This is a genomic window from Mesorhizobium sp. M0217, assembly GCF_040321955.1.
In the GTDB taxonomy this organism is placed as follows: domain Bacteria; phylum Pseudomonadota; class Alphaproteobacteria; order Rhizobiales; family Rhizobiaceae; genus Mesorhizobium.
In genome coordinates, this window is sequence record NZ_JAMYSN010000001.1 from 1 (window position 1) to 25,199 (window position 25,199).

Annotated in this window: 24 protein-coding genes; 11 read left to right on the forward strand and 13 right to left on the reverse strand. The window is 59.4% G+C overall.

From position 1 onward, the window contains the following. From NKJ18_RS00005 to NKJ18_RS00040, 8 genes are all read left to right on the forward strand, one after another. Positions 1 to 2,700, forward strand: a 2,700-nt coding sequence (locus NKJ18_RS00005; protein WP_352757580.1) for an Ig-like domain-containing protein, incomplete at its 5' end; no start/stop codon positions are given. A 67-nt stretch (positions 2,701 to 2,767) separates the two neighbouring features. Then, on the forward strand, positions 2,768 to 3,139 hold the full coding sequence (locus NKJ18_RS00010; protein WP_023736102.1) for a hypothetical protein: 372 nt from the start codon (positions 2,768 to 2,770) through the stop codon (positions 3,137 to 3,139). A gap of 34 nt (positions 3,140 to 3,173) precedes the next feature. Further along, positions 3,174 to 3,923: a lytic transglycosylase domain-containing protein gene (locus tag NKJ18_RS00015; protein WP_023736103.1), complete on the forward strand. Its 750-nt coding sequence runs from the start codon at positions 3,174 to 3,176 to the stop codon at positions 3,921 to 3,923. A gap of 98 nt (positions 3,924 to 4,021) precedes the next feature. Beyond that, positions 4,022 to 5,221, forward strand: coding sequence for a type 1 periplasmic-binding domain-containing protein (locus NKJ18_RS00020; RefSeq protein ID WP_352757584.1), 1,200 nt, complete (start codon positions 4,022 to 4,024; stop codon positions 5,219 to 5,221). A gap of 13 nt (positions 5,222 to 5,234) precedes the next feature. Next, positions 5,235 to 5,942, forward strand: coding sequence for a thermonuclease family protein (locus NKJ18_RS00025; RefSeq protein ID WP_352757586.1), 708 nt, complete (start codon positions 5,235 to 5,237; stop codon positions 5,940 to 5,942). 165 nt (positions 5,943 to 6,107) lie between these two features. Continuing rightward, on the forward strand, positions 6,108 to 6,860 hold the full coding sequence (locus tag NKJ18_RS00030; protein WP_023691474.1) for a GGDEF domain-containing protein: 753 nt from the start codon (positions 6,108 to 6,110) through the stop codon (positions 6,858 to 6,860). Between the two features lie 102 nt (positions 6,861 to 6,962). Next, positions 6,963 to 7,202 (forward strand): hypothetical protein, encoded by a 240-nt coding sequence (locus tag NKJ18_RS00035; RefSeq protein ID WP_352497624.1) that lies wholly within the window; start codon positions 6,963 to 6,965, stop codon positions 7,200 to 7,202. A gap of 9 nt (positions 7,203 to 7,211) precedes the next feature. Beyond that, positions 7,212 to 7,526, forward strand: a complete 315-nt coding sequence (locus NKJ18_RS00040) for a hypothetical protein (RefSeq protein WP_352757588.1) — start codon at positions 7,212 to 7,214, stop codon at positions 7,524 to 7,526. Between the two features lie 410 nt (positions 7,527 to 7,936). Here the strand turns inward: NKJ18_RS00040 and NKJ18_RS00045 are convergent, their stop codons facing one another. From NKJ18_RS00045 to NKJ18_RS00055, 3 genes are all read right to left on the reverse strand, one after another. Further along, complete coding sequence (locus NKJ18_RS00045) at positions 7,937 to 8,182, reverse strand: hypothetical protein (RefSeq protein ID WP_023714697.1); 246 nt, start codon at positions 8,180 to 8,182, stop codon at positions 7,937 to 7,939. 37 nt (positions 8,183 to 8,219) lie between these two features. Beyond that, positions 8,220 to 8,369, reverse strand: coding sequence for a hypothetical protein (locus NKJ18_RS00050; protein ID WP_023815062.1), 150 nt, complete (start codon positions 8,367 to 8,369; stop codon positions 8,220 to 8,222). Between the two features lie 107 nt (positions 8,370 to 8,476). After that, complete coding sequence (locus NKJ18_RS00055; protein ID WP_352757590.1) at positions 8,477 to 8,773, reverse strand: hypothetical protein; 297 nt, start codon at positions 8,771 to 8,773, stop codon at positions 8,477 to 8,479. Between the two features lie 179 nt (positions 8,774 to 8,952). Between NKJ18_RS00055 and NKJ18_RS00060 the strand changes: the two genes are divergently transcribed. Then, positions 8,953 to 9,465, forward strand: a complete 513-nt coding sequence (locus NKJ18_RS00060; RefSeq protein WP_023753040.1) for a response regulator — start codon at positions 8,953 to 8,955, stop codon at positions 9,463 to 9,465. Between the two features lie 1,129 nt (positions 9,466 to 10,594). Here the strand turns inward: NKJ18_RS00060 and NKJ18_RS00065 are convergent. Beyond that, entirely contained in the window at positions 10,595 to 11,065 is a 471-nt protein-coding gene (locus NKJ18_RS00065) for a pyridoxal phosphate-dependent aminotransferase (protein WP_081726094.1), read from the reverse strand. Between the two features lie 481 nt (positions 11,066 to 11,546). Between NKJ18_RS00065 and NKJ18_RS00070 the strand changes: the two genes are divergently transcribed. Then, positions 11,547 to 12,977 carry a coiled-coil domain-containing protein gene (locus NKJ18_RS00070; protein WP_023821907.1) on the forward strand — a complete coding sequence of 477 codons (1,431 nt, stop codon included), beginning with the start codon at positions 11,547 to 11,549 and terminating at the stop codon, positions 12,975 to 12,977. A 289-nt stretch (positions 12,978 to 13,266) separates the two neighbouring features. Here the strand turns inward: NKJ18_RS00070 and NKJ18_RS00075 are convergent, their stop codons facing one another. The 9 genes from NKJ18_RS00075 to NKJ18_RS00115 all read right to left on the reverse strand — a co-directional run bounded on the left by NKJ18_RS00075 (position 13,267) and on the right by NKJ18_RS00115 (position 23,833). Continuing rightward, a complete protein-coding gene (locus NKJ18_RS00075) occupies positions 13,267 to 14,604 on the reverse strand; it encodes an HlyD family type I secretion periplasmic adaptor subunit (RefSeq protein ID WP_352757870.1) in 1,338 nt (445 codons plus the stop codon). A 26-nt stretch (positions 14,605 to 14,630) separates the two neighbouring features. After that, a complete protein-coding gene (locus NKJ18_RS00080) occupies positions 14,631 to 16,343 on the reverse strand; it encodes a type I secretion system permease/ATPase (protein WP_023737037.1) in 1,713 nt (570 codons plus the stop codon). A 335-nt stretch (positions 16,344 to 16,678) separates the two neighbouring features. Next, positions 16,679 to 17,593 carry a class I SAM-dependent methyltransferase gene (locus NKJ18_RS00085; protein ID WP_023805942.1) on the reverse strand — a complete coding sequence of 305 codons (915 nt, stop codon included), beginning with the start codon at positions 17,591 to 17,593 and terminating at the stop codon, positions 16,679 to 16,681. Between the two features lie 70 nt (positions 17,594 to 17,663). Next, positions 17,664 to 18,923 carry a polysaccharide biosynthesis/export family protein gene (locus NKJ18_RS00090; protein ID WP_352757593.1) on the reverse strand — a complete coding sequence of 420 codons (1,260 nt, stop codon included), beginning with the start codon at positions 18,921 to 18,923 and terminating at the stop codon, positions 17,664 to 17,666. After that, on the reverse strand, positions 18,910 to 20,187 hold the full coding sequence (locus NKJ18_RS00095; RefSeq protein ID WP_023753035.1) for a hypothetical protein: 1,278 nt from the start codon (positions 20,185 to 20,187) through the stop codon (positions 18,910 to 18,912). Before NKJ18_RS00095 ends, NKJ18_RS00090 begins: the two co-directional genes overlap by 14 nt. Beyond that, entirely contained in the window at positions 20,184 to 21,188 is a 1,005-nt protein-coding gene (locus NKJ18_RS00100) for an SDR family NAD(P)-dependent oxidoreductase (protein ID WP_023753034.1), read from the reverse strand. Before NKJ18_RS00100 ends, NKJ18_RS00095 begins: the two co-directional genes overlap by 4 nt. 44 nt (positions 21,189 to 21,232) lie before the next feature. Beyond that, positions 21,233 to 21,907, reverse strand: coding sequence for a sugar transferase (locus NKJ18_RS00105; RefSeq protein WP_023681043.1), 675 nt, complete (start codon positions 21,905 to 21,907; stop codon positions 21,233 to 21,235). Continuing rightward, positions 21,904 to 23,055 (reverse strand): DegT/DnrJ/EryC1/StrS family aminotransferase, encoded by a 1,152-nt coding sequence (locus NKJ18_RS00110; RefSeq protein WP_023737039.1) that lies wholly within the window; start codon positions 23,053 to 23,055, stop codon positions 21,904 to 21,906. Before NKJ18_RS00110 ends, NKJ18_RS00105 begins: the two co-directional genes overlap by 4 nt. Positions 23,056 to 23,104: 49 nt before the next feature. After that, the gene (locus tag NKJ18_RS00115) at positions 23,105 to 23,833 is read right to left on the reverse strand and encodes a nucleotidyltransferase family protein (protein WP_023681041.1); all 729 of its coding nucleotides are present in this window, start codon (positions 23,831 to 23,833) and stop codon (positions 23,105 to 23,107) included. Positions 23,834 to 24,468: 635 nt separating this feature from the next. Here NKJ18_RS00115 and NKJ18_RS00120 point away from each other — a divergent pair. After that, complete coding sequence (locus NKJ18_RS00120; RefSeq protein ID WP_023670902.1) at positions 24,469 to 25,146, forward strand: LuxR C-terminal-related transcriptional regulator; 678 nt, start codon at positions 24,469 to 24,471, stop codon at positions 25,144 to 25,146. The last annotated feature ends 53 nt before the right edge of the window (positions 25,147 to 25,199 follow it).

Sequence of the window (25,199 nt, forward strand, 5' to 3'; positions counted from 1 at the left end):
GTCACCATCGGCGGCACCACGGTTGCCATCGGCAGCCTCAACGGTTCGACCTTCCCGGGCGACCACGGCACGCTGCTGATCACCGGCTACAACGCCGTAACCGGCGTAGCGACCTACCAGTACACGCTGACCAGCCCGACCACGGACGTTCCCGCCGTCACCGAGACCGAGACCTTCTCGCTCACCGTCTCGGACGGCACCTCGTCCTCGGCTCCGGCGGCAATCGTCATCGACATCGTCGACGACGTGCCGACCGCCAACAATGACACCTGGGGCCTGACCGTCACCGGCGCCACAATCCTCACCGGTCTCTTGACCAATGACGTGTTTGGCGCCGACGGCGTCGATACGGACAATGCTCCAACGCCAGGCCAAGTGACCGTAACGACAAACGGCGCCCACGGCACGGTGGTCTACAACAACGATGGAACGTTCACCTACACGCCGACGGGCATCTATATCGGCTCGGACTCTTTCACATACACGATCAAGGACGGTGACGGCGACACTTCGACGGCCACGGTGACCCTGAATGTGCAGACCAACACCGTTCCATCGGGTGGCGGGACAGCGTCGTTGACATTGAACGAAGCCGCGCTCGACACTACGCTCGATGCCTCGGCGCCCGCGGATCTCCAAGCTGGGGCCGTGACCGGCACCAATCCGAGCAGTCGCGGCGAGACGGCGCAAGCAATCAGCGGCATCACCTTCACCACGACCGGCGAAGCCATTAATGTTGCATTCGCCAACCCGACCGGCGATCCAAACTGGGTGGCGCCGACTGTTTCTGGCCTAGCCTCTGGATACACAATCAGCTGGGCGCTCGTCGGCAACCAACTCGTCGGCAGTCTGATACAAACGGCCGGCAGCGTGAACCTCGGCGCATTCGTCTATCTGGCGCTGTCAAACACAAGCGCCGGCGCCAACAGTTCGTTGACACCCGTCGTTACCGCGACACTGACCGACCAGCTCCAGCATCTTGCCGGCTCGGGCAACGTCACCATCAACGGGCTTCAGGTGGTGGCAACCGACACCAGCGGTGATCATGTTTCCGGATCGGTCAATCTGACGGTCCTGGACGACGTTCCGCTGCCATTCAAGCCGGATGGCATCTTCGTGGAAAACACCACGCATACGGTGCTGACGGAGAGCATCAATTTTGCCGCGAGCGCCGGTGCTGACGGCGTTGGCAATGTCGTGTTCAACGTGACCGAAGGCGCGGCCGTCACATCAGGCAGCACAAACATATTCCTGAATGGCGAGCAGGTCTTCTTCCACGTCGTCGATACGCATACTGTGGAGGGACGGACCTCGGCCGCGAACGGCAGCGACCTCGCTTTCACGGCGACCCTGAACCCGGCGACAGATACTTGGACATACACCCAGGCCGCGACGATGTTTGCCGGCAACCAGTTCAATACGGCGAACTTCTCGCCAAGCGGCGGCAACAACCAAGCGATTGTCCTGGACTCCATCGGCTCAACCAGCGACCTGCTTGCAACCGCCAACAGCCCCAATTTCGTGAACACCAGCACAGGCAGTTGGGGCGTCGATGGCGGAAACAGCATCAGCCCTGGTGAGAAGATCCGCTTCGATTTCGTCAGCAATGCAACCACCGACGGCACCATCGCCGGAACCCCCGCGGGCATCGGGGCGGGAACCCACTATACGGATCACTACGAGGTGGCTAGCTATACACAGGGGATTGGCAATGTCTCGGGACCGGGCCTGGTTTCGATAACGATCCGCCCGGTCAACGCCGACTATGATAACACCTACATAGGTGATGTTACCGGCGAAAGCACGGCCCTCGGCGCCTTGGTCACTGTCGTCAACGGCTCCGGCGGAGCTACTCCGACCGCAACGAACAATGGGGACGGAACGTGGACGATCACCGGTCTCGCGCAAGGCGACACCTTTACCGTGGTTGCAAATTCGGACCCGTTCAGCGCAATCGAAATTTCGGCCAATGTAGGCTCGAATGACTTCAAGCTAGGCCCGGTCACCTACACGACCGCCAACGCCGTCACACCGTTCGACATCTCGATCCCGGTCACGGCGACCGACGGTGACGGCGACCCAATTGCCGGGTCAGTGACGGCACACCTTTCGCCCGATCTCAGCACCTGGCAAGGAACTTCGGGCGTGGACACTCACACCACGACCGCGACAGAAACCACGCTGCTCGGCGAGGACGGTAACGACACCCTCAATGGACTCAATCTCCAGGCTGATATCCTCTCCGGCGGACGCGGCGATGATACCTTGTCGGGCAACTCCGGTAACGACACGCTTTACGGCGGCTCGGGAGCGGACATATTGTTCGGCGGCGACGGCAACGACCTGCTGATCGGCGGTTCCGGTCAGGACACGCTCACCGGTGGTATAGGCGTCGATACGTTCAAGCTCGAGCACCTCGACATCAAAGATCTTATCGCTGACTACAGCGGTGTCGGCGGCCATGGCGACATCATCGACCTTACCTCACTGTTCGATACAGCCGCCGGAGGGGCCAATGTCGGCGACTTCGTGAACTACAATGCGGGAACGAACACTCTCAGCGTCGACGCCGACGGTTTGGCCAACGGCGCCAATTTCGTGGACGTGGCCACCTTGACGAACGCACCCGTCGCCAACACGATCACCCTGCTCTACGATGACGGAGTGACGCAGCATACGACAACGGCAAACGTGGTCTAGGAGCATGGTGCGGGGCCACGCGACTATGCTATGTATTAGAGATTAGGAATACAGAGGGGATCTCATCATGAAACGTTCCGTAAGACTGTTGGTTTCCGCTGCGACGCTGTTTCTGGCAGTCGGATCGACGGGCTATGCCGCCGACATCATCGACGGGCCGGTGGCCGACCATTGCCGGACCGTCGGCACATCGAACCTGGTGTTGAACGACAACATCGTCGATCTCAAGGTCCAGGTGGTCAAGCTGATGGACGAGTCGGTGGCCGTCGCCAACAGCTCGGAATGGATCAATTCGTCCCGCCCCGCCTTCGTCTGGGCGTCGGAAGCCAAGGTCGCCTGCGGCATGGCCTATGGCTACCTCAAGACGAACTACAAGGACGAGGACACGCTCAACAAGTGCGAGTGCTTCCACGACCGCATGGTCGAGTACATGAACTGACCGAAAGGGATCAAGTCGCGCCGACAGGCTGACGATGATCGCCCGTGGAAGATTGTCGAGAGCGATTGCCGGAGCGATCGCACTGGCCGTTTTTGCCCCTGAAGCCCGTGCCAACTGGCTGGAACGACCTGCCCTCGAGCAGCAAGCTCCGTCCGGCTTGACGCGGCCGGTTCGCTGCGATTTCGCTCCGGAATGGACGCGCGAGACATTCAAGGCGTTCGCGACGTGCCAGGCATCGCTCTACGGCCTGGAGCCGGTGCTGGCGCACGCGGTGATGGAGATCGAAAGCGGATTCGATCCCGATGTGCACGGCGCCGATGGTGAAGTCGGGTTGATGCAAGTGATGCCGGCGACGGCGCGAATGCTTGGCTTTCGCGGTTCGCTCGACGAACTCGCGGTCCCTGCGACCAACATCGCGCTCGGCGTCAGATATCTGGCGCAGGCAAACAGCCTTGCCGAAGGCGATCTTTGCACGACCGTCATGAAATATCGCGCCGGGCACGGTGAAACCCGGTTCTCCGAACTTTCGGTCCGCTACTGCCGGCATGCGCGCGCAATCCTGGCGAGAGAAGGTTTTGCGGTGGCCGGCCCGCTACCGGTGGCGACGTTCGGATTCTCCGCATTCCCGACAGCAGGAGACGATGGTGCCCCTGCCCCGGCGAGGCGGATTTGTGTGCGCCGGCTGTTCGTGCCGGGCCCGCGATACATGAAATGCACGGACTATCGAAGCGCCGGGCAAGCCAGAATGATCAAGGCGCTCCGGGCAAGACTTTTCGACGGCTGAGCCAAAATCCAGCAATTGCAAAGACGGCGAGGCAAGTCTGCCGTAAGATGAACGGATGAGACCGGGACAAATACCCGGCGGGATATGAGGGAGGCATCATGGATTCTGGCCGGCAGCGACACGGTTCGTGGACGTGGGCGATCGTCTTTGCGTTCGCGGGCATAGTGTCGGGCTGCCAGTCGAAGGGCAGCGTCTCGGACGCGCTCGACCCGGCGGCGATCGCCGCACCCGGAGCGCCGGCCGCCGGCGCTGTTGCCGGTCCCGCCCAGGCGACGCAATCGCTCGGCACGGGATCGACGAAGGTCACGATGCTGCTGCCTTTGTCGGCCCCGGGCAACGCCGGCGAAAACGGCAGGAAGATGCTCGATGCGACCAAGCTGGCGATGGCCGACCTTGGAAATGTCCTGCTCACGGTCACGGTCGAGGACACCAAGGGCGACAGCGCGCACGCCAGCGAATTGGCGGTGAAGGCGATCACGACTGGAACTAAGATCGTCATCGGCCCGGTCGAACTCGCGGCCGCGCAGCACATAGCCAAGCTCTCGGGATCGAAGCGACCGCCGGTGCTGGCGCTGGCCGACAATTTCGCCGGCGGCCCGGGCGTCTATGCGGTGCGCCTCAACGAGGCCGACAGCGCGGCCGCGGGCGCAGCCGGCCTGGCGGCCAAAGGCAGCAAGAAGTTCGTGTTGCTCGTTGCGGCGGGCGCGAATGCCGGCGTGGTTGAAAAGCGGGTCGCCAACAGCCTCAGCATCTATGGCGCGACACTCGCCGTCACCATTCCGTATCCGGCCGGCGATGGCGGCACCAAAGTGGTCAATGATGCGGGCTCGCTGGTCGAGGCTCCCGATGCCATCATCATCGCCAGCGGCGACGACAATCCGGCGCAGATCCTTGCGGCGCTCAAAACGAAAGGCATTCCCGGAAAAGCAGTCGCCGTCATTGGAACCAACCGCTGGCTGGAACATCCGATGGAGCCGCTGTTTGAAGGGTCCTACATCGCCACGCTCGACCCAACCGAAACCGGCCCGATCGCCGACCGCTTCAAGACGACCTACAATTATCCAGCCGACGCCAATGTCGCCTACGCCTATGATATGGTCGCCCTGACAGCAGGAATTGCAAGTTCGGCCGGGCCTGACGGCTTCAGCAAGCAGGTGCTCGAAAATCGGAGCGGATTTCGCGGATCGACCGGCCTGTTCCGGTTTCGGGCGGATGGCTCCAGTGAGCGATCCATGCCCTTCTACCAGGTTCAAAAAGGTGCACTCAAGCTGGTCGCCAAATCGACATCGGGGTATTGAGGGGCAAGGAACCTTGCTTGAGTTGATGGGCTGGCTGAGGCACAATCGCTTGATAGCGCTCGGAAGCCTGCTCCTCCTGGCAGGGGTCTTGTTGATCATCCGGGCCGCAGATCTGCTTCCGAACAATCGGCCGGCGCCACGTCAATCCATCGATCATAGCCAGGCAATGCGACCAGTTGCGACCGTCGCCAATACGCCATGGCGAGGACGGGCACGCAAGATTGCTCAGGACCTTATCGCGCCGCCACAGCTTGATCCGGCGCAAATCGAACGGGTCGAGCCGCGCCCGCCGCTCAGCGACCTTGGTCTGGCTTCGCCTGCAGGGATGCGGATGCCAAAGGATTGGAAAGAGGTCCTGCTGTACCAACCGGTTGCCACCTCGTCGGCAACCTTCAAATCGATGGGGCGCAAGGTAGCCATCAGCGGGATCCAAGGCATTGACCTGGATGAGACCTGTTCCTTTCGTGGCATCGCCTGGCCTTGCGGCCAGCGTGCGCGCGCGACGTTCAATTCCTGGCTGCGCGGCCGGGCGCTGAAATGCGTCGTGCCGCCGGAAATCGATCGTTTTGCCATTGCGGCACCGTGCAGCTTGGGCAAGCAGGATGTCGGCGCGTGGCTTGTTTCCAATGGCTGGGCGACGGCCTTGGCGAGTGGAATCTATGGCAAGGCGGAGGCAGTGGCCAGAGACGCGCAGATGGGGATATTCGGCCCGCCGCAATAGCCGATAATTCGGTGTCGTTGCTTTTGCCGCCGTAGCCTTGCTTTTGAAGGGCTGATTTCGGGCCGATGGTAGGTGATTGCGCCATTACTAAAATTGTATGTTTCCTCGAAACTGAAAGTGCAGCACCTTGGCCTTATGACAGCCGATCAGGCGGGAGATTGGCTAATGATGACACCAATGGCGAATAGCTCGCCCCGGCAATGGAAAGATATCGCATGGCTGACTGCCCTGGGATCGGCGGGAATTCTGCTCCTCTCGGTTGGCCTAAATTATCTGCTTCTGTTCTCGGAAGCCTTGACGCCCTTCGGCCGCAGCATGGTCACCGCGATCCTGTTGCCGGTCATCGTCGGTGGCCCACTTTTCCTGTTCATTGGACTGCAGCGGACCGAGCTCGTCCGTTATCGAAAAGAACTCAACAAGTCGGCGACCTTTGACAGCCTGACAGGCTGCCTCAACCGGACAGTCTTCACGTCGATGGTTGAAAGGAGAGCAACCAGGCCGGAATCGTCTGGTCCAAGATCTGGCGCCTTTCTGGTCATTCATCCCGAACACATCAGGTCCATCAATCTGCGCTTCGGCCTTGGCTGGGGTGACGAAGCCTTGCGGCTCATAGCCTCGACCATCCAGTCATCGGTACGCAAGGAAGATCTGGTGGGCCGGATCGGAACCTCCATGTTCGGGGTCTTTCTGCCCGGTGCGACAGAAGACGACGCCAGGGAGATCGGCGACCGTATCCGGGCGCGCGTGGCCCAAGCCTATTTCGCGCCAAAAGGAACCGCGGACACGCTGACCATCAGCGTCGGCGGCGTGGTGTTTGAAAACGAGTTGGAATTCGAGGACATGTTCCGATCGGCGGAATCGCTGTTATCCGGCGTCGAACGCCAGCCCGGATTTCAATTGTCGCACCTCCACAACTAGCTGAAACAAGTCGTTGCCGGAGGAACACCGCCGCAAATGTCTTGCCGCACGGCTGCGGCAGCGATCATCTTGGCCCTTGTTGCCAAACCGGACGATTGACCCATGGGCGGTTTCAACCCGTGGGAGGTCTGGTTCCTGACGGTGCTGACGGCATCCCCGCGCATCGCTGGCAGTATTTGCCGGACCGACCAAGTTCTGGTTGCCGCTGGTTGCAGCAACCTTGATCGCCTTGATGGCCGGCTATCGGACCATGCTGCTGCCGCCGAACTCTTGACAGGTCGAGACACCCGCCGCGCGATTAGCATCAGGTTCGGCGCTCAGGGTACGAGCGACAAAGCTTGAGGCACACAGATGCTGGATCCCCACGGCTCTCTCTTCATCGGTGGGGATCACAAGCGCGTCGACGTCGGAACCAGCAAGGCTGATGACCTCGTCGCCTCGCCCATTCAGCTTGTGGTCGATATTAACCGCAAGCCAGCGGCCACAGCCCCGGCCCTCTCTCACAGTTCGAAGACGCTTTCGATTTCGCCGTTGATTTGGTCGGCAGGGATGCCAGGCTTCTCGGCCGCTGTCGTCAATTGGTCTGCTAAGTCGCTGGCGGCGATCGGATCGCCCTGCGTCACAATCGCGGCGCGGAGGGGTTTTATTAGCTCCCCCTCATCTTGACGCCGGCGCCGGCTGCTCCAAAGTCTTGGGCATGGCTCGGGGAAGTATCAAAGTTGGCGACGAGGTCGCAGTCACGGCGATTGTGCGCGGCCGGGTGACGCCCGATCGCATAAGCGTGACGATCCCCTCCTACGACTTCCCGCATTCTGTTGTCGATTCGACTTGGAAGGCTGTGATTGGCCAGCATATGGAATTGATCGGCCCTGTCACACGCATCGACGGGGACAAGGTAACCGTCAGCCTCCGGCCATTGGTGACTGTCGACGCCGAGCACGTGCGCCTGGTCGAAAGCAACGTGGCGCTTCCGCGAGCGCGAAAAAGGCCGCTCGTTGACAAAGTTTAACTTGCCTGCCCACCCAAGGAACGGCCAGTGAAACTTTCCCCATCACATCGGCTCTGGTCGCCTCCCGCTAGCTGCCGGCGCGTTGCGATATCGGCGCAGTAGACGGGTCGGCATTTTCCGAACTTTCCGACATCTCGTCGCGATGACGTTGGCGAAGGCGCTTCAGCAGTTCGCGTGAGGCTTGGATCGCCCTGCGCGATTGATCCATGTTCTGGCGAAACGTGGCGCGTTCCTCCATGGACTTCTGCCACTTCAGCAAGGTAGCCGTAGTCGCAGTGGCCGCTTGAGCGATATCTATGGGCGTTGCAACCATCGCATCCTCCCAAAAAAGGCAATGGTAAACGCAATCTTTATAGGCCCGCCGAAACCCTTTCTTCAATCAAAAACGACCGTACAGATTCATACACCAAATGGTATTCGTCGGGGCGCTCGACGGCGGCTTCGTCGACCTCGGCCTCCATCTCGTCGTTGACGGTTTTGGTCTTGCCAAAACCGTCCATCGCCACACCGTCAAGCCCTGCAGCCAGCTGGCACCTCACGCTCCTTGCCATCCTTGCGCGCTTGGGCGCCGTACATCCAAGCGTAGGTGGCGCGTTCCTGATCTTTCTTAGGCATGGCCATTTGCATCATCCTCCCGGAAATCCAGCAGCCTTGCGTGCCGCAGCTTCTCTTCGCCTTTGAGGGTCTTGACCCAGCCAACCAGTCCGGGCTTCAGCCACTCGGCCTTGTCCTTTTTATGCCCCTTCGGGACCGGGCCGCCAACCTTGCCCTGGACGCGATCCCAAAGCGCTTGCCGCTCATCGGCACTGAAGTTGACGAGTGCGCCGCCTTTATAGAGGCCCTTTTCAGCGATGATCACCTGGGTAGCTTTGCCGCGCTCGCGCTGTGCACCGATGATTTGCATTTCCTTTTCCTCAAAGCACTTGATCTTGCGCCAAGCGCTCGTTTGCCGCTGCGATATGGGCTGCCCTTGAGCTTCGAGACCATGTCTTCTAGCCCGTCTCGTCGACCAGGTGGTAGACGGCGTCACCAGTGCGGCATCGCTCCGCTGAATTGAATGCGCCCGCCGGCAGGGATCATTTCGTGCAGGATCTCGCCGCGATCTTCGGTCGGCATCCCGCGCAGGTCATGATGCGTGGAACCCTGCCGGTTGCTGACCGTTCTCCGTCAATGGAAGCCCCGAACCAACAGAGCCAAACGATCCTCGTGGTTGACGGCGACGTCATCGCCCGATGCGTCATCGCGGACTATCTCCGCCACTGTGGCTACAGGGTGATTGAGGCCCATTTCGCACGTGAGGCGCAACAAGCGTTGAACTATGCGGAGTTCGGTGTCGACACCGTCTTGTGTGACGTTGACCTGCCGGGCAACATGAACGGGTTCCAACTGTCGAAGTGGGTTCGCGAGAACAAGCCCGAGGTCAAAATAGTGCTTTCCGCCGCAGTAGAACGAACTGCGATCGCGGCGGGCGACCTTTGTCAGGAAGGCCCGCACCTTGCGAAGCCGTATGAGCCGGCCAACGTAGTGGACCATATCAGGCGACTGCAGCGTGTTTGGAGCTTACGATCCAGGAACCCTGGTGCAAAGCGCAATTGATCTCTGTCCAGACGCCGAGAGGCTCGTCTGCATACCAATGGTGATTTAGCCCTGCGAACTGGACGCCGCTCAAAGGAAGAACGGCGTATAAGCCGCAGTCCTGCGTGCGGCCGCAACAGTGGACGGTTGTCGCGCGCAGGACGGAGGAAATTCGCCCTCCTGCGCGGGCGGTGAACGGGATACCGTAGGAGCGTCAGCATAGCGCCGGCCACAGGATGGGACGCGGCACCGACTGTCCCCGTCCGGTAGTCCGCATGTTTTGGTCGAAGCCGACCGGCTGAGATCGTGCGCATTTTGGTTCTCGACGGTACGGCCGCTGATCGGCGATGATGCGAGGACCGAGTTGCCTGGAAGAAATCGATCTGGTCTTGCACCTTTTTTGCTTCCTCATTCGCGGGGCAGCTTGTGATTTTCCAGCCTGACAGACCCTCCCCTGTCTATAAGAAATTTCCCGACGCATGAGCGCACGTCCAACACAGTGCGGGCTCCAATGCTCACCGGCTGCGCGAGAATGGTAACCACCTACCTTGAGGGGAGCGCCACGTGCGTAGTCAACGATGCAGGCGCTGCCAACCTCGGCATCCCCGGGAATAGCAGGCTTATAAATGAATATATCGTTGATCAACGCTATCGGCGCAGCCGCCGGGAGATGGACAGACCGCGTTCCAGCTAGGGGTATCGATGTTCCAGGCTAAAGGCATTGGCATGCCCGAATTAGAAAAAAGACCTGAATCCCGTAAAGCAGCAACAAAATGCCGAAAGCTATCCAGAAGCCGGGTCGCGTAAGCAATGCCAGATCTTTTCTTAGCTGCTCCATTCACATCAACTAACATGGCCAAGCGTCGTTCCCGTCCGCTGGGGACAAATTTCAACTAAGCTGATCGTCGCATAATGGCCGCGCCACTGCGGATCGAGACACCTCAGCGCCCCGCATGAGCACGCGCAACTCGATCGGAGGCGCAAGGAGAAAGTTCGGAACGGTTCCAAGAACCCCAAGCAAATTGAGCGCCGCAGCGGACGATAAGGTTCACGCATATCCCCGGCGAACATCCGCACAGCATTGGTCAACATCAACGGCAGAAGGGCGTCCGAAAAGAAACGCATCTCTGCGTCACCGCCTCATCGAGAGTCACCGCTGCGGCATCCTGAATACGGTCGGCGATCCGAAGAGCATGCATTGCGCAAGATTTTCCAGATGAACTGATGCCGAGACCGGCCCAAGCGTCCACCCTAGCCTCCAGCCGGTCATTGCATGAGACTTCGACAGGCTGTTCACAATTATCGTCCGCTCTCTCATTCCGGGACTGAATGCTATTGAGAGGAACTCGCCGTCGAACACTGTGCTGCGGTAAACCTCATCGCTGATGATCCATAGATTGTGCCGCTCGGCAAATGTGGCAATGGTTTCCAGATCCTCCTTGCCGAACACATATCCGCCGGGATTGTTTGGGGAGTTCAGCAAGATCGCCCGCGTTCGATCTCCTACCGCTGAACGGAGAATATCCTCGGATGCCTTCCGCCGCGCATTTTGCAGCGATAGTTTGACGGGTCGGACCACTGCTCCATCGGCGCGTATTGCCGCTTCGTATGTAGATACCAAGGCTCAAGGCAAAGCACCTCGTCGCCAGCTCCGGCAACGGAAGCTTAGTGCGATTGAGCGGCCAGGCGGCCGGTCCCCAATTCGTTCGAATGATGCGCTTGCCTCGCCAATGTCGCATGGTGAGTCAGCCGGCAAACCAAAACACTCAACCGCCGGTTAGGCCCGGCCGCCTGATGCGCCCCACAAGAGGCTGTGCCGGGCCGTTCGTCGGGGCTTCTGCACCTGAGTTGTTAATGTGCCCAGGCAACACACCATTGACGCCAAGACGATGGCAAGAAGGGGAGCCGCGCAGTCCTCAAGAATAAGTCAGCAGGCACCTAGACCGATGTAGGGCCTTCCGATCGCAGCTCTCGGCTCCTCGCGGCGCCGGCGCCCTGGCATCGTTTGATTGAACGAAGACGCTGAGTTGAGCTCTCGATACAAAAGCATCTCAGTCCTCGTGCCTCAATGGTCCGGGCATGCGGCTGCAGGGGATGAAGTCATGAAGTTCAGGGATTTGATCAGACGCGCCGAGGACAATGTGGAGAGGTCGTTCGACGATCTCGAAGCTGACTTGGCTAACGCTGTCGACCAGTGCCTCGATTTGGAGGATGTCGCCGACGTGCCAAACATGGCAGGCGAAAACAACGAACAGGATGACAGCGTACCAAGCGAGGACGGTGCCGGCGACGACGATGATAGCTCGCCGATACCAGCGCATCGGATGACCTCACATACGCAGAGCCGAATTGCTGCCGTGAGCTCGTTTAACGGCTTGTTCCACGATGCCAAGCTCCATTTCGAGGAGATCAACGCAAAAATCTCCGAAATTACAAGCACATGTCAACTGACGTCCGAGTTTTTTCACATCCTTCACGCGGACATTCTCCGTGCCAACGAACTGGAGTTGGCGAATCAAAATCTGATCGCAGATCAAAGGAACTTGTCGGAAACACTCAATGACCTGAACAGACGGTACTGTGAGCGTCAAGGCACCGTCGAGACATTGCAGCAGCGCCAGGCAAGCCTTGTTCAGGAGTGTGAAGTGCTCCGTGGCGCGTTGGCCGCGGCAAGGCTGGAGCTGGTCGAAGCGGCGAACACCACCACAAAGAACGAAGCGGAATTTGGCGACCTCACGAACATGCTTGCCGCCGCAAATGTCGAGGCCGACAGGCGCTCCCGAGAGAACAAACAGCTGCGTGAAAAGAATGTGAGCCTGTCTATTGACCTGGAAAAGGCCATGAAGCGGGAGGAAGAGGCACGGCATAGGCTGGATGCCTTCTCCACGATCCATGCCAACGAAGCTGCGCGAAATTCCGAAATGCTGAGTGCGCTCGGCAAGAGCGAAAAAGAGGCAATCAAATTGCACACCTCACTCGAGGTTGCGCAGGCGAAGCTATGGGAGGTGACCGAAGCAGCCAGGATTATGCAGGCGGACATGGATGGCGAGCTTAAACGCTGCCAGGCTGAGAACCGAGGATTGCGCTCAGAAATTCAAAGTCTCCAATCGCGCTTCGAACTCGCCTCAAACGCAAACAACGAGGCCGCGGCCGAGATCGCCAGGCTCCAGCTACAATGGAGCGACGCCCTGGCCGAAAAACAGGTGACCGACGAAAGGTTGGCCGCACTCACCGAGGAGGCCGAAACCAACAAGGTGAACCTTTCCAAGATCGCCGCAGATTTTGCACAGCTGTCCATGCAGCAGGCGTCCGATCAGATTGAACTCGATGTGAGACGGCAGGAATGCGAGGACTTGCGGGTCGAGATTGCCTCGGTCAATGCTCGGGTCAGGGAATTGCTGCCCTACAAGAGGTCGCATGGAAGCGCGAACGCCTTGCCGCATACATCTGACGTGGCAAATGTAGCGGTGACTGCAGACCGAACGGTGCATGCCGCACGCCGTGTCCGCCGCAGGGCCCTCGCCGCGTCGTAGGAGCAAAGAACCTCTCCTCGTGAGGCAATTGCCCATGTCGATGATCGTGGAACGGTATGCGCTGTTTGTTGCGCAAAAGATGACAGGACACTAACGCTGTTGTCGGGGCAGGACTTGGTGAGGCGGCCAGGAAAATCCTGTTGGGGCATCCTTGTAGCCGGGACAATGTCCCAGACGAGCCTCGCGCGTCGGCCGCAGGCGTCACCCCTGTGGCATCACGTCGCCTACCCTAATATGTCAGCAAGCACGCCTGCCGTGTTCCCGCGGTCGACCGCTCACAGCCGCCATGTCATTCCCGGAAAGCCCTCGACATCTGGTCGGTAAGCGGCTTCAGCAGATAAGACCAGACGCTGTGTTCGTCCGTACTTATGTGAACCTCCGCTGGCATACCGGGTTTGAGCACTTTGGCATCGGTCAGACAGGTGGACTTGTCTTCGACATTGATGCGCGCCGAGAAATAAGAAAGCTGGCGCTGTTGATCTTTTATCAGGTCCGCCGAGATGCGCTTGACAGACCCTTGGCAGGCAGGCGTAGTGCCGGCGTCGAAAGCCGGAAACCGGATCGAGACCCGCTGACCTGGACGAACGTCATCTATGCGCGACGGCGCAATCAGCGCGTCGACGACAAGGTTGCCGGTGTCAGGGACAATCATCATGAGAACCTCGCCCGCGGCAATCACGCCGCCGATCGTGTGAATGGAAGATTCCTGTACGGTTCCCGATTGCGGCGCGCGGATGGTGTTTTTGGCCAGTTCGTCCTGTGCCACAACCTTGCGCTCGCTGAGTTCGGTTTGCTTGGCTTCCGTTTCACGAAGTTCGCTCGTTACGTCACTACGCCTTTGTTCATCGAGCTGAAGAATCTGCAATTCGGTCTCGCTGATCCGGGCCTGCGCCTCGGCAACTGCCGCCGCGAGGCGCCCTGATTCTCCGTGCGCCCGGGTGGCATCCAGTCTGATGTTGCTAAGTCGCTCTTTGGACACCAGTTTCTTTGTAAAAAGCGCCTGTACATCGACAAGATCGCCATCCAGCAGGACCACGGATTGTTCTTCCGCGGTCTGTTGCGCCTTGAGGCCCTCAACTTGGCGTTCGAGTTGCTTTGAGCGGCTTTGCAATTGTGCCTTCTGCCCGTTGAGGGCCGTAGCGCGGCTGTCGAACAGCGTGCGCTCGCCGTTCACCAGCGCAGCCAGCTCCGGCTCGCCCATTCGCGCTTGAAGGCTGAACGGAAGCTGCATCTCCGACAGGCCTTGCCGCTCTGCCTCCAGCCGCACAAGCCGAACCGTTGCCCGATCAAGATCCTTGCTAATTATCTGCAGATTGGCTCGTGTCAGTGTGTCGTCCAACCGTGCCATCACATCGCCGGCCCGTACATGATCCCCGTCTTGCGCGAAGATGCCACCTATCGTGCCGCCCGTCAGATGCTGCACCTTCTTTATGTTGCTCTCGACCACCACGGTCGCCGGCGCAATTACCGCGCCAGCAATCTTGGTCAGACCGAGCCAGAGCCCGCCGCCGGCAAGCAACATAACCGTGACCGCCGCACCCAGGATCAGGTTGGCCCCGATTCCATCGCGCGTGCCCGAAATCGCGTTGCGCCGGCTCCCATTGCCGATCGGGGCCGATGGAGCCATCGTCGCCTCAGACAAAAAAATATTCCTCATGCGTGACCGCTCACCCCTTTGTGCATCGCGACGGCCGCTGCCGGGCGTTCAACCGGCGCAGCAAAGGGGCGGATGACGTTGGCCAGGACCTCCTCGCGTGAGCCGAAGGCGTGAAGCATCCCATTGGACATTACGAGTACCCTGTCGATGTTGGTAAGGGCAGAAGGACGGTGCGCAACTACGATGACGATGCCTCCACGTCTGCGCACTGCCAGGATCGCGCCGGCCAAGGCGGTATCGCCATCGACGTCCAGATTTGAATTCGGCTCGTCCAGAACGACAAGAAACGGATCGCCGTAAAGTGCCCTTGCAAGCCCTACGAGTTGCCGCTGTCCAGCCGACAAGGCTGTTCCTCCCTCGCCCATGCGTGTTTGAAAACCGTTCGGCAATCGCATTATCATTTTGTCGACGCCCGCTGCCTTGGCAGCTGCCAGCACGCCCTTGGCGTCGCCCTTCCCGCCAAATCGCGAAATGTTATCGGCAACCGTTCCATCAAACAGTTCGACGTCCTGGGGCAGGTAGCCAATATGTGCTCCAAGGTGTTCTTGGTCCCATTGGTCAAGCGAGGCGTCGTCCAGCCTCACCGTGCCGCGAAGTGGCTGCCAGACGCCCACCAGCGCGCGCACAAGCGTGCTTTTGCCAGAGCCGCTCGGGCCGACAACGGCCATTCCCGTCCCTGCAGCCAGGCGGAAGTTGACATTGGCTACCGTCGGTTTTTGCTGGCCCGGTGGCGCTATGGTCAGGTCCTCGACCGCAAGCTCCGCTTGGGGGCGCGGAAGTTCCATATGTTCGTCCCGGTCAGGAAAAGCGGCCAGCGCCGTTGCCAGTTGCGAATAGCTTTGCCGGAACGCGGCGAAGCCTCGCCAGTTCGCGATAGCGGCGTCAACAGGAGCCAATGAGCGGCCCAGCAAGATGGAGGATGCGATGATCACACCTGGCGAGGCTTCGCCTCCTATCACCAGGTAGGCACCCAGTCCAAGAACGCAGGACTGCAAGGCCAAACGCAGTGCCCTAGAGAGTGCCCCGGTGGCGCCGACGACGTCGGAAAGCCTCTCTTGGTGCCGCAGATATGCGTTATTGATCTCGCCCCAGCGGTGGGCAAGCCGTGCGGAAAGGCCCATCGCGCGTACGACTTCCGCGTTGCGGCGTCCGGATTCGGCGAGATTGCGTTGCGACACCAGCGTCTCGGACGCGCGTGTCACCGATGTGCGGCCAAGAACTTCCGCCATGACCGTGAGCAGCACGACAATGATCGCACCGCTTGTGGACAACAGACCGAGCGCAGGATGCAGGAAATAGATGATCAGCAGGTAAAATGGAATCCACGGAGCGTCGAATATAACAGTCGGCCCCATTCCGGAAAGGAAGCCGCGTAACTGATCGAGATCACGGAGGGGCTGTATCCGGTTCGCATCCTGCCCGCCAATGAGCGGCAAGGACAGCGAGAGGCCGAACACCCTCTGCTTCAAATTCCTATGGACACGATTGCCCACTCGAACCAGCAGGCGCAGCCGCACGAAATCCAGCAGCCCGTAGACAGCGTAAAGACCCAGCATTCCGATGGTGAACCCGACAAGCGTCGGAACGCTCTGCGAAGGTAAAACGCGATCGTAAATTTGCAGCATATAGACCGAGCCGGTCAGGGCGAGAAGGTTTATGACTGCCGAGAAGATGCCGACGCCTACCAGGCCAGGCACGGTCCCAAGCATTGCGCCTCGCAGATCCGACGAACTCCTTCCACCAGGGTTCATAGGCTTCGACCTCCCGTGAGAGATCGTTGCGCAAGCTCACTGGCCCCACTGGGCACCGACAATCTCTTGCTGTTCAGGAGCGTATCCCCTTAGCCTTCTAATATTACGCCCCACTAACATGCTTGGACTTTAGTCAAAATGTAGCAAAATCGTGGCGCTGCCCTCAGAAACCCGGAACCCACATGTCAAATCGGGGGAAAACTGCCGTTCCATGGTATTTGGGCGGGGCTTCATGCCGGGCGGAGCGGCCCAAGAAAACCACCCCCTGCCCTTTTTCGGGACATTTTCGCGCTTTAGCGCTTCCTCGCAACAACCAGGAAGTGTTGCGCCAGCTGGCCAGGAACGCAAAGCCTTCTGCAGGCCTTCTCGACAGGCTGCATCATCATTTCACAGAACCCTGGCAACAGGTTTCCCGGCCGAGGCAGGTAACCGTACGGTATCGTCTGCTCGACGGTGAATCCCGAGGCAGTCAGGAGGGCCTTGAACCTCGCCGCGCTCAGCGTGTGGCGAATTGTGCGTCCAGACACTCGATTGAGCAGCCGGCACGCCAGGCCGACGGGCGACGTCGCATTCATGTGAACGTTGCACACAAGCCGCCCGCCATCTTTCAGGTGCTCATTGATCGCTTTCAGTGCATGCCATTTCAGTTCATCCTCTGCGTTCAGGAAAAAACGAAATGCGGTTACCACATCGAACGTCATACCCAACTTCTCCCTTGTCACGTCGACGTGACGCAAACTCACATTGGGCGGTACTTGAGCGCTGTCGAGCATAGTTCTGGAAACGTCGGCGCCAACCACCTCGCTGAAGAGGCCGGCGGCTACCTCGGCGATGCGACCTGTTCCGCATGCGAAATCGAGGCAGTTTCGGCTCGCTCCGCTCAAGGGGCGAAGAACGTTGAGGATCAGGGGCTTTTCGATGTTCTCCCAAAGCGCGCCATAATAGCCGGAACTGTGCGTTTTGTTGTAATGTAGGCCGTAGCCGGGCGCGCAATGGCTGGTCCTATAGCCGTCCGACACCCAGCCGCCCTGCGCATTGCTCTCCTTGCTGGACGTAAATTCCTGCCAATTTCCGGACTCACCGGCGCGCGACCTGGACCGCACAATTCGCGCTGACGGCATATGGGAAGCATAACTTGCAGACTGCGTCATCTGATCCGCGTTCGTTGAGGGTGTCAGGGTCGCTCCCTGGTTGAAAATGCGCCTCACCTTGGATCTCCGTTCAATTGGGTTGCCCCCCCGATAGAACAGTAAGCTCCGCACGGACTGCGCTGACGCCCTATTGGACTGCCACACTTTGCAGTTCACTGCTGAATCTGGCTTCGAGAGTATCCCCCGGCAGCACAATCGCATCTTCGTCAACCAACAGCTTGCGCCATTCATTGCCGATCTTGCGCACGATGGTCACCTGGGCCCGTACCGTTTCGCCGGCAATCGGCAATGGCTGTGTGGATGCTCCGGTCGGCTGCAGCTTCTCGCTGGCGGCATGGAGCCTGGCGGTGACATCCGCCAGCCGGGCGTTGGTGTCCTTCAGATCCGTCAGCAGGCCAATCCTCCTTTGATTGTCGTTGCGTTCGTGCTGTCTGACAAAGACCTCCTGCTGGCGCCGCGCCCTCATCAGTTCGACCGAGGTTTGAAGCGCGCCGCTTGAAGATAAAAGCAACGCGCGCCTGACATCCGCGAGCCGGGTGTTGGTCAGATTGCCTGCATCGAATGCCTTCGTCACTCGCGCCAAATCTTGCTCATCCGCCTTCACGCTCTCGCCCTCGACTCGTTCGCGTTTCTGCAAAACGCCAATTTGCTCGGCAGCGTCCGTCCGGCCCTTCTCCAGAAAATCCTGCTCTTGCCGGAAATCACTCAGCGCAACCTTTAGCGCCTCTGCTTCAGCCTGAGCCATCGCGGCTACAACGCTCGGCGAAAGAGGTGATCCCTGTGGTGTCTTCTTGTCGAAATCCGCCTGGCCCTGAAGCTCGGCGCGAATGCGGGCAGCGTGAAGGTATTCTTTCGTGTAATCTCCCCAGAGCATTTCGTAATCGCGCTTGAGATCGACCGGATCAGGCCCGGCCTGGCCCGCCCGTGATCGCAAAAAACTGAAGCCGCCGGAAACGGCCAGCGCCTGCCGTACAGTCATGAGCGGACGGTAGGCCTGTTGTCCTGGGGTGAGCACATCGCCCGTTACATAGATCGGGCGATAGTCCGCTATGATTGCTGTGACATCGTCGGGCTCGACAGTAACTGTCTGCTCCCGCCCGTCAGTCAGACGCACGTGAAAAATCTTGCTTGGCAAGAGCTCTTGCATTCGCCTTTGCAATTGAGACGCCGTCAGGCCTGCGACCATGATCATCCCCGCCTCCGGAAGGGCGATATTGCCATCCATCTGGACTACGGCGCGCTGCGTCCGATCAGGGATCGGCGCTATTCCTATCTCGACCGTATCGCCAGGTGACAGTTGATAGGGCTCGACCTCGCCTGCGCAAGCCATCGAGGTTAGCGACATCATCACGACTGCGCCAAGAACGTATCGTCTACTGAAGGTCATTTGCGACAATCTCCTTCCGGTCGAACACCGGCTTCAAAGGCCATTCAACACGAGTAACGAAATCGTATACCGGGCCACCGGGCACGCCCCAGTTGCTGGACCAGACCACCTGGGTGCCGTCTGGAGACGGAGAGGCATGCGTCTCGCTCCAGTAGTCGAAGGGCGCGTTGTGCGTGTCTGCGACACGGCGGACCTCTCCACTGCCGTCTAGACGCAGCGCAATGACTTGCTGAGCGTAAGGCGCCCAATCCGGGTGCTGCGATAGTTCGGCTGGCGTGCCGCCATAACTCAGAAACACCCAGCCGGGCCTGCCGAGCGACCTGAGTGACGCATGCATGGCCTCGCCATATTTCATCAGCGAGGTAGCCTTGCCATCAGCCAAGCGGCGCTTGATCACCTGATATTTGTCAGGATCCGATTTGCTGATCCCGACATAGATTTCGCTTCCGTCGGAATCGACCGTCATGTCGCCATGGCCTGGTCGATGGTGCTCCATCCACTTCTGGCGCAATATGCCGTCTATGGAGAAGACGAAACTCGCTTCGATTCCGTCCGGTAATTGCTGGGAACACAATATGTTGATTCCGAGTGGTGAGATTGAGCAGGAGCCGGTTGTTCCCGGGAATTCGGCAAGATCGATATCGGGGAATTTCTGCCGTAGCTTTAGATCGTAGCCAAAGACCACCGCTCTGCCGTCATTGTTCGTTGCACGCACCGCAATCCGGCTGCCGTCGCGGCTCGGATTGCCTTTGTTGGGTCCAAATTTGAGGTTGGAGTACGCTGCGGAGGCAAACACGACGTCCTCATGATCGGTACGTGGCGCCCATGTCGCAATCTGCCGGCCCCCGACGCAGATCATCAACTCGGGATCAGTGGGATGCCATTCGCATTCGGTAGCGCGGTTGCGGTGGAACAAAGGCAAGTAGGTTTGTCCGTCGAGAAAGCACAGGCCACCGCAACCATTGGCGATCAGGAGCAGGCTCTGGTCGGCATTCCAAGCCTGTGCGCTTGAGTAACGGTGGGTGCAGTACTTCTTCCCGCATACACCTGCCCGGCCGAGAACGCCCGGTCTGGTGATCCGTGCGAAAACCATGCCAGACCAAGGATCCCTTGTTTCGTGCACATAGCCCGGCAGGTTGTCCACAACCGCTGTGGCCGCCGCCTCCGCTGCCTTGCTTTGACGGCCGCCGGCAACGTAGATGTTGGGAGATATGGCACCGGCAGCCAGCAACAGCGCCAACGCATGACGGCCGCCCAGGGTCATGTCATGTAACCCACTTCGCGCCGTACCCGGCCTTCACTAAGGCGCTCGCGCCACCACGTGATTGTTCGCTCCAGCCCATCGCGCAGGCTGGTCTGTGTCCGCCATCCAGTCTCACGTTCAAAGCGCGAGGAATCGGCGAGCAAGGCGCGAACTTCGGAATTTTGCGGCCTCAGGCGCCTTTCATCACGACGGACCGGCTTTTTGCAATCGGTCAACTCAAGAACAATGGCCAATACGTCCGAGACGGTCGCAGCGCGTTGGCTGCCAGCGTTGTAGGCGTGGCCGAACTCGAGCTGGGCGAGACCTGCGGTCAGGAACGCTGTCGCGGTATCTTCGACATAGGTCAGGTCGCGGATCGGGCTGGTATCCCCGATCATGATTGCAGGACATTTCGGGTCGAGGACCTGCCGGATAATGGTCGGCACGATGGCGCGTTCACTCTGGCGCGGGCCATACGTGTTGAAGGGTCGCATGATGACCACAGGGACATCGAACGACCTGGCGTAGGACTCCGCCATCATGTCAGCGCCGATTTTGGACGCCGAATACGGTGACTGTCCCTGCAGGGGGTGTGTTTCGCCGATCGGCATGGTTTGGGCAGTTCCATAGACCTCGCTCGTCGAGGTATGGATCACCCGCTCCGTCTCCCACAGGCGCGCCGCTTCGAGGACATTCACCGTGCCTAAGATGTTGGTTTCCACATAGGACTGGGCAGCGGCGTAGGAGTATGGAATCGCAATAAGCGCCGCCAGATGAAAAACCACGGCTTGGCCGCGCATGATCCGGTTAAGGAACGCACTGTCGCGGACGTCACCACGGACGAGCCTCAACTGGCTGCGGATGGTGTCCGGCAGATCGTCTAGCCATCCATGGCTGTCGAAGGAATTGTAAAGGGCAAGGGCTGTGACATCTGCCCCGTTGCGAACAAGCGCCTCCGTGACATGCGAACCGATGAATCCGTCCGCGCCGGTCACCAGGACTTTCTTTCCATTGTAGCTCATCACTGCGCATTCCCTTGGCTGTTTGGAACGCTTCCCTTGGATATTCAAACGTCGATCGGCGGTACCGGAACCCAACCGACCACTGCCAGCACTCCCCGCACCATCCACGCGAGGTCGGAGACGATGGTGCGTCGCGGATAATATGAGAGGTCCAGTGTTGCCTTGGCGGGGAACATGACCTCCCGGTAGAACACGATCGGATCTACGGATTGGGGGAAGTAATGCGCTTCGTGCCGAAAAACGACCTGGGCTGGTCCCAGCAGGCCTGGCTTGTATTGCAGCACGGCCCTAAGCTCGCCCCGGAAACAATCGGCGAAAGCCAGGCTCTCGGGCCGTGGGCCGACGATCGCCATTTCGCCTTTGAGGACATTCCACAGCTGCGGTAGTTCGTCCAGCTTCGTCGCTGCGAGAAAGCGGCCAACGGTGGTCATGCGTGTATCGCCCACGACCGTCAGCGCAAGGCCTTGAGAGCCGCAGTTCACACCGAATTTGCGAAATTTGTACATGCGGAAGGTTCGGCCGCCGGCCCCGATGCGGGTCTGAGCGAACAAGATCGAGCCACCGCCCTCGAGCAGAAGCGCTCCGGCGATCAGCAGCATCAATGGCGCCAATGCGACGGTAGCGATGCCCGCCACCGCAAGATCGATTGCGCGTCTCGCAAAGCCGTGATCAGGATTTGGAACGAACATCCGGTGAAAGGCAGGGTCTAACGCATTCATGCAGCAGTTCCTCTTTGGGCGCCTGCTTTGAGCGCGCCTGTTTTGAGCGCGGCTGCCAGGGCAGCCACGACTGATTCGGCGGCGGCGGAAGTGATCTGGGGGTGCAGCGGAATTGTGAGCTCTCGCTCAGCGAAATCCTCTGTTCGGGGCAAACTCACGCCGGGAAGGCGCTCGCGGTAGAACGTCATTTGGTGCACCGGCGGGTAGTGGATGGTGGTCTGTATGCCCTGTGTCCGCAGCTCGTCGATGACATCCTGCCGGCTCGCGTAGCGCGGCAGGACGATCGGCATGATGTGGTAAGCCGACGTCCGGGGTTCGCTAAATGGAATGACAATGGCTGGGCAACGGTCCGCGATCAGGCGTCGGTACAAGACAGCTATGATACGCCTGATTTCGTTCCACTCTTGCAGGTTCTGCAACTGAACCAGCCCTATTGCCGCTCGCATCTCGTCCATTCGGTAGTTGAACCCGAGCATCGTGACATCATATTGCGGCGTACGACTGTTCAGCCGCTGATGCGTCCCCGTGGTCATTCCGTGCCCGCGGGCCAGGCGAACCCTGTCGAGCAGATCGGGGTCACGTGCAATCACGGCGCCCCCTTCGGCCGTTGTCATGTTCTTGTTGCCATAGAAGCTGAACGCGGCCGCGGCGCCGAAGGTCCCGACTTCCCTAAGCCCGGGCGCGTGCGCAGCGTCCTCGATGATATGCAGCCCGCGAAGCCGGGCGAACCGCTGCCATTGTTCCCGATCGGGGAGATACCCGGCGAAGTGAACGAGAATGACCGCTTTCGTGCGCGTCGTGCACCGCGCTTCGGCTTCCGCAACCGAGATCAACGGCACGTCGACGGACTCGATATCGACGAAGACCGGCGTCGCCCCTACATACAGCACCGCATTCGCCGTCGCCACGAACGTCAGCGAAGGAACCAGTACTTCGTCGCCAGGGCCGATGCCCAAAGCATGGAGGAGAAGATGGAGCGCTGCGGTGCAGGAACCAACCGCAACGCAATCTCGCGCGCCATGCATGCTGGCAAAGGCCTGTTCGAACTCTCGTACCCTGTCCCCCATCGTAAGCCAGCCGCTATCAATCACCTGCGACAGGGCTGCCTTCTCTGGCACGCCTAGGATCGGGGCGCTCACCAAGAGCATCTTGACCTCCTGAAAGCCTTGTTAGTGGCTAGACCTCTGCATCAGACTTTCATGCGGCTGCAGCGGCAGCCGCGACCTCGATTGAGGACGACTGATCTTCCCAGGCAATTGCCTGTGCATTCTGGAAGTCATCGACACGACCGATGTCGAGCCAAAGACCGTCATGCTTGTAAACATGCACGGTCGTGCCGCCCTGCATCATCTGCAGCATCAGGTCATCGAACCCAAATGGGATCCCGGACGGAATGAACCGCAGGACATCTGGGTTCATGCAGTAAATCCCCATGCTGACGAGATGGGAAAGCGTCGGCTTTTCCCGGAAGAGCTGGACGGTATTGTCGATCTCGTCGATGACCCCGAAGTCCATCTTGATATGACGGCACGCCGTGGCGATCGTAACGGGATCCCTATGCAAGCGGTGCGCGGCTACAAACCGGCTCAGGCTTAGATCTGTGAGGACATCGCCGTTCAGAACGACAAATGTTTCGTTCAGTTCATCCCTAATCAGAGAGAGAGGTCCGACGGTGCCGAGTGGCTCCATTTCCTGGGTATATTTGATCTTCAAGTTCCATTGCGATCCGTCGCCGCAGACGCTACGGATCAAATGTCCTAGATACCCTGTCGTAATATATACCTCTTCAATGCCGTTGCGCCGCAGCCACTTCAAAAGCAACTCAAGAACAGGCCGGGCCCCTATCGGCATTAATGGTTTCGGCAGGACCGATGTAAACGGTCGAAGGCGCGTACCCATCCCACCACATTGAATCACCGCTTTCATTCGATCCTCCTGATCTGCAGTTGGCTTTGTTCGGGATCGGTGTTCCATTGTCCGGCCAGGGCACACCCTCAAATCCGGCCAAACCTCGGCGGCAATCCGAACATCATATGCGAAAAGGTATGTGACAGCCGGGGCGGCTGTCGTCGTGCATTCGAATGGTAGGGATTCAAAACGTTCAAGGTATTAGATGGCCACGAGATCAACAGCCGATAGAAGCGCGATTGGGCACTGATCATGACGCCGATAAAAACGAAAGCAGTTGCTTTCAAGAAAGCTGCGATCCGCCAGGGCCGGACCGGCCTACAGGTCCGGCGACAGCGGGTGGCGACATAACAGATGCCACATGATTACGATGGTCCTGAACAGCTGGCTTTGGACCCAGAGATGGGAAACCGGCATCGTTTTGCCGACGGGCACCGCACGCCAGGGTTAAAAATCTATGGATGAGCTTCGCAATTTAGTATTATATTAGACGTTCTGGATGTGCGTGGATGGGACGCTGCGGACATCACTGTGATGCGTTGACCAGTGGATGGCCGCCATTTTAGGACCACCACGGATTGTCGATCATAGGCGAATGGGAGGTTCCAGCGGGTTTTCTCGTCGGGAACCGAGTAACGCGTTGGGGTAGTTGCATGGCTCGGATCGTCATTGCCGACGATCACGGCTTATATCGGCGTGGTCTCCGGCTGGCACTCATGGCTGGAATTCCAAGCGCCGAAATATTCGAAGCTTCGTGTTTCGATGCCGCGGTCAATCTTTTAGAGGAGCAGGCGTCCATCGATCTTGCGATCCTCGATCTGAACATGCCTGGGCTGTTCCATCAGGAAGTGCTCAGCGACTTTATGGCTGCCTATCCTGACACTCGCTTTGCGATCGTTTCCGGGGATGATTCCCGCTCGGAGATACTGACCGCGCTTTCGATCGGACTTCACGGGTATATCGTCAAATCGCAGAGCGACGAAGAAGTCGTGCTGGCTGTAAACGAAATCCTCGCTGGCCGGATCTATGTGCCATCTCTGCTATCTCGAACGTCTGCCGACCAGAGATCGCATGCCCCCCCACCTCCGGTTCAAAATCCCAGCCGCCGGCACGAGGGCTCGGGCGACGTCGCTAGGCTGACGTCTAGACAGAAGGACGTCCTCAAGCTGATGGCAGAGGGGTACTCGAATAAGGAGATTGCCCGTAATCTGGACATTGCCGAGGCGACAACGAAAATCCATGCCGCAGCCGTGCTGCGTGAGCTTGGGGTTAGAAACCGTACCGAAGCAGCTGTGTTGCTCCAAAGCTGGCTGACGAGACAGGCGAGTTGACGTATGCCCCTCGAACCGGCCCGAGTTTGCTTGCAGGAAATCGCAGCAAAGGG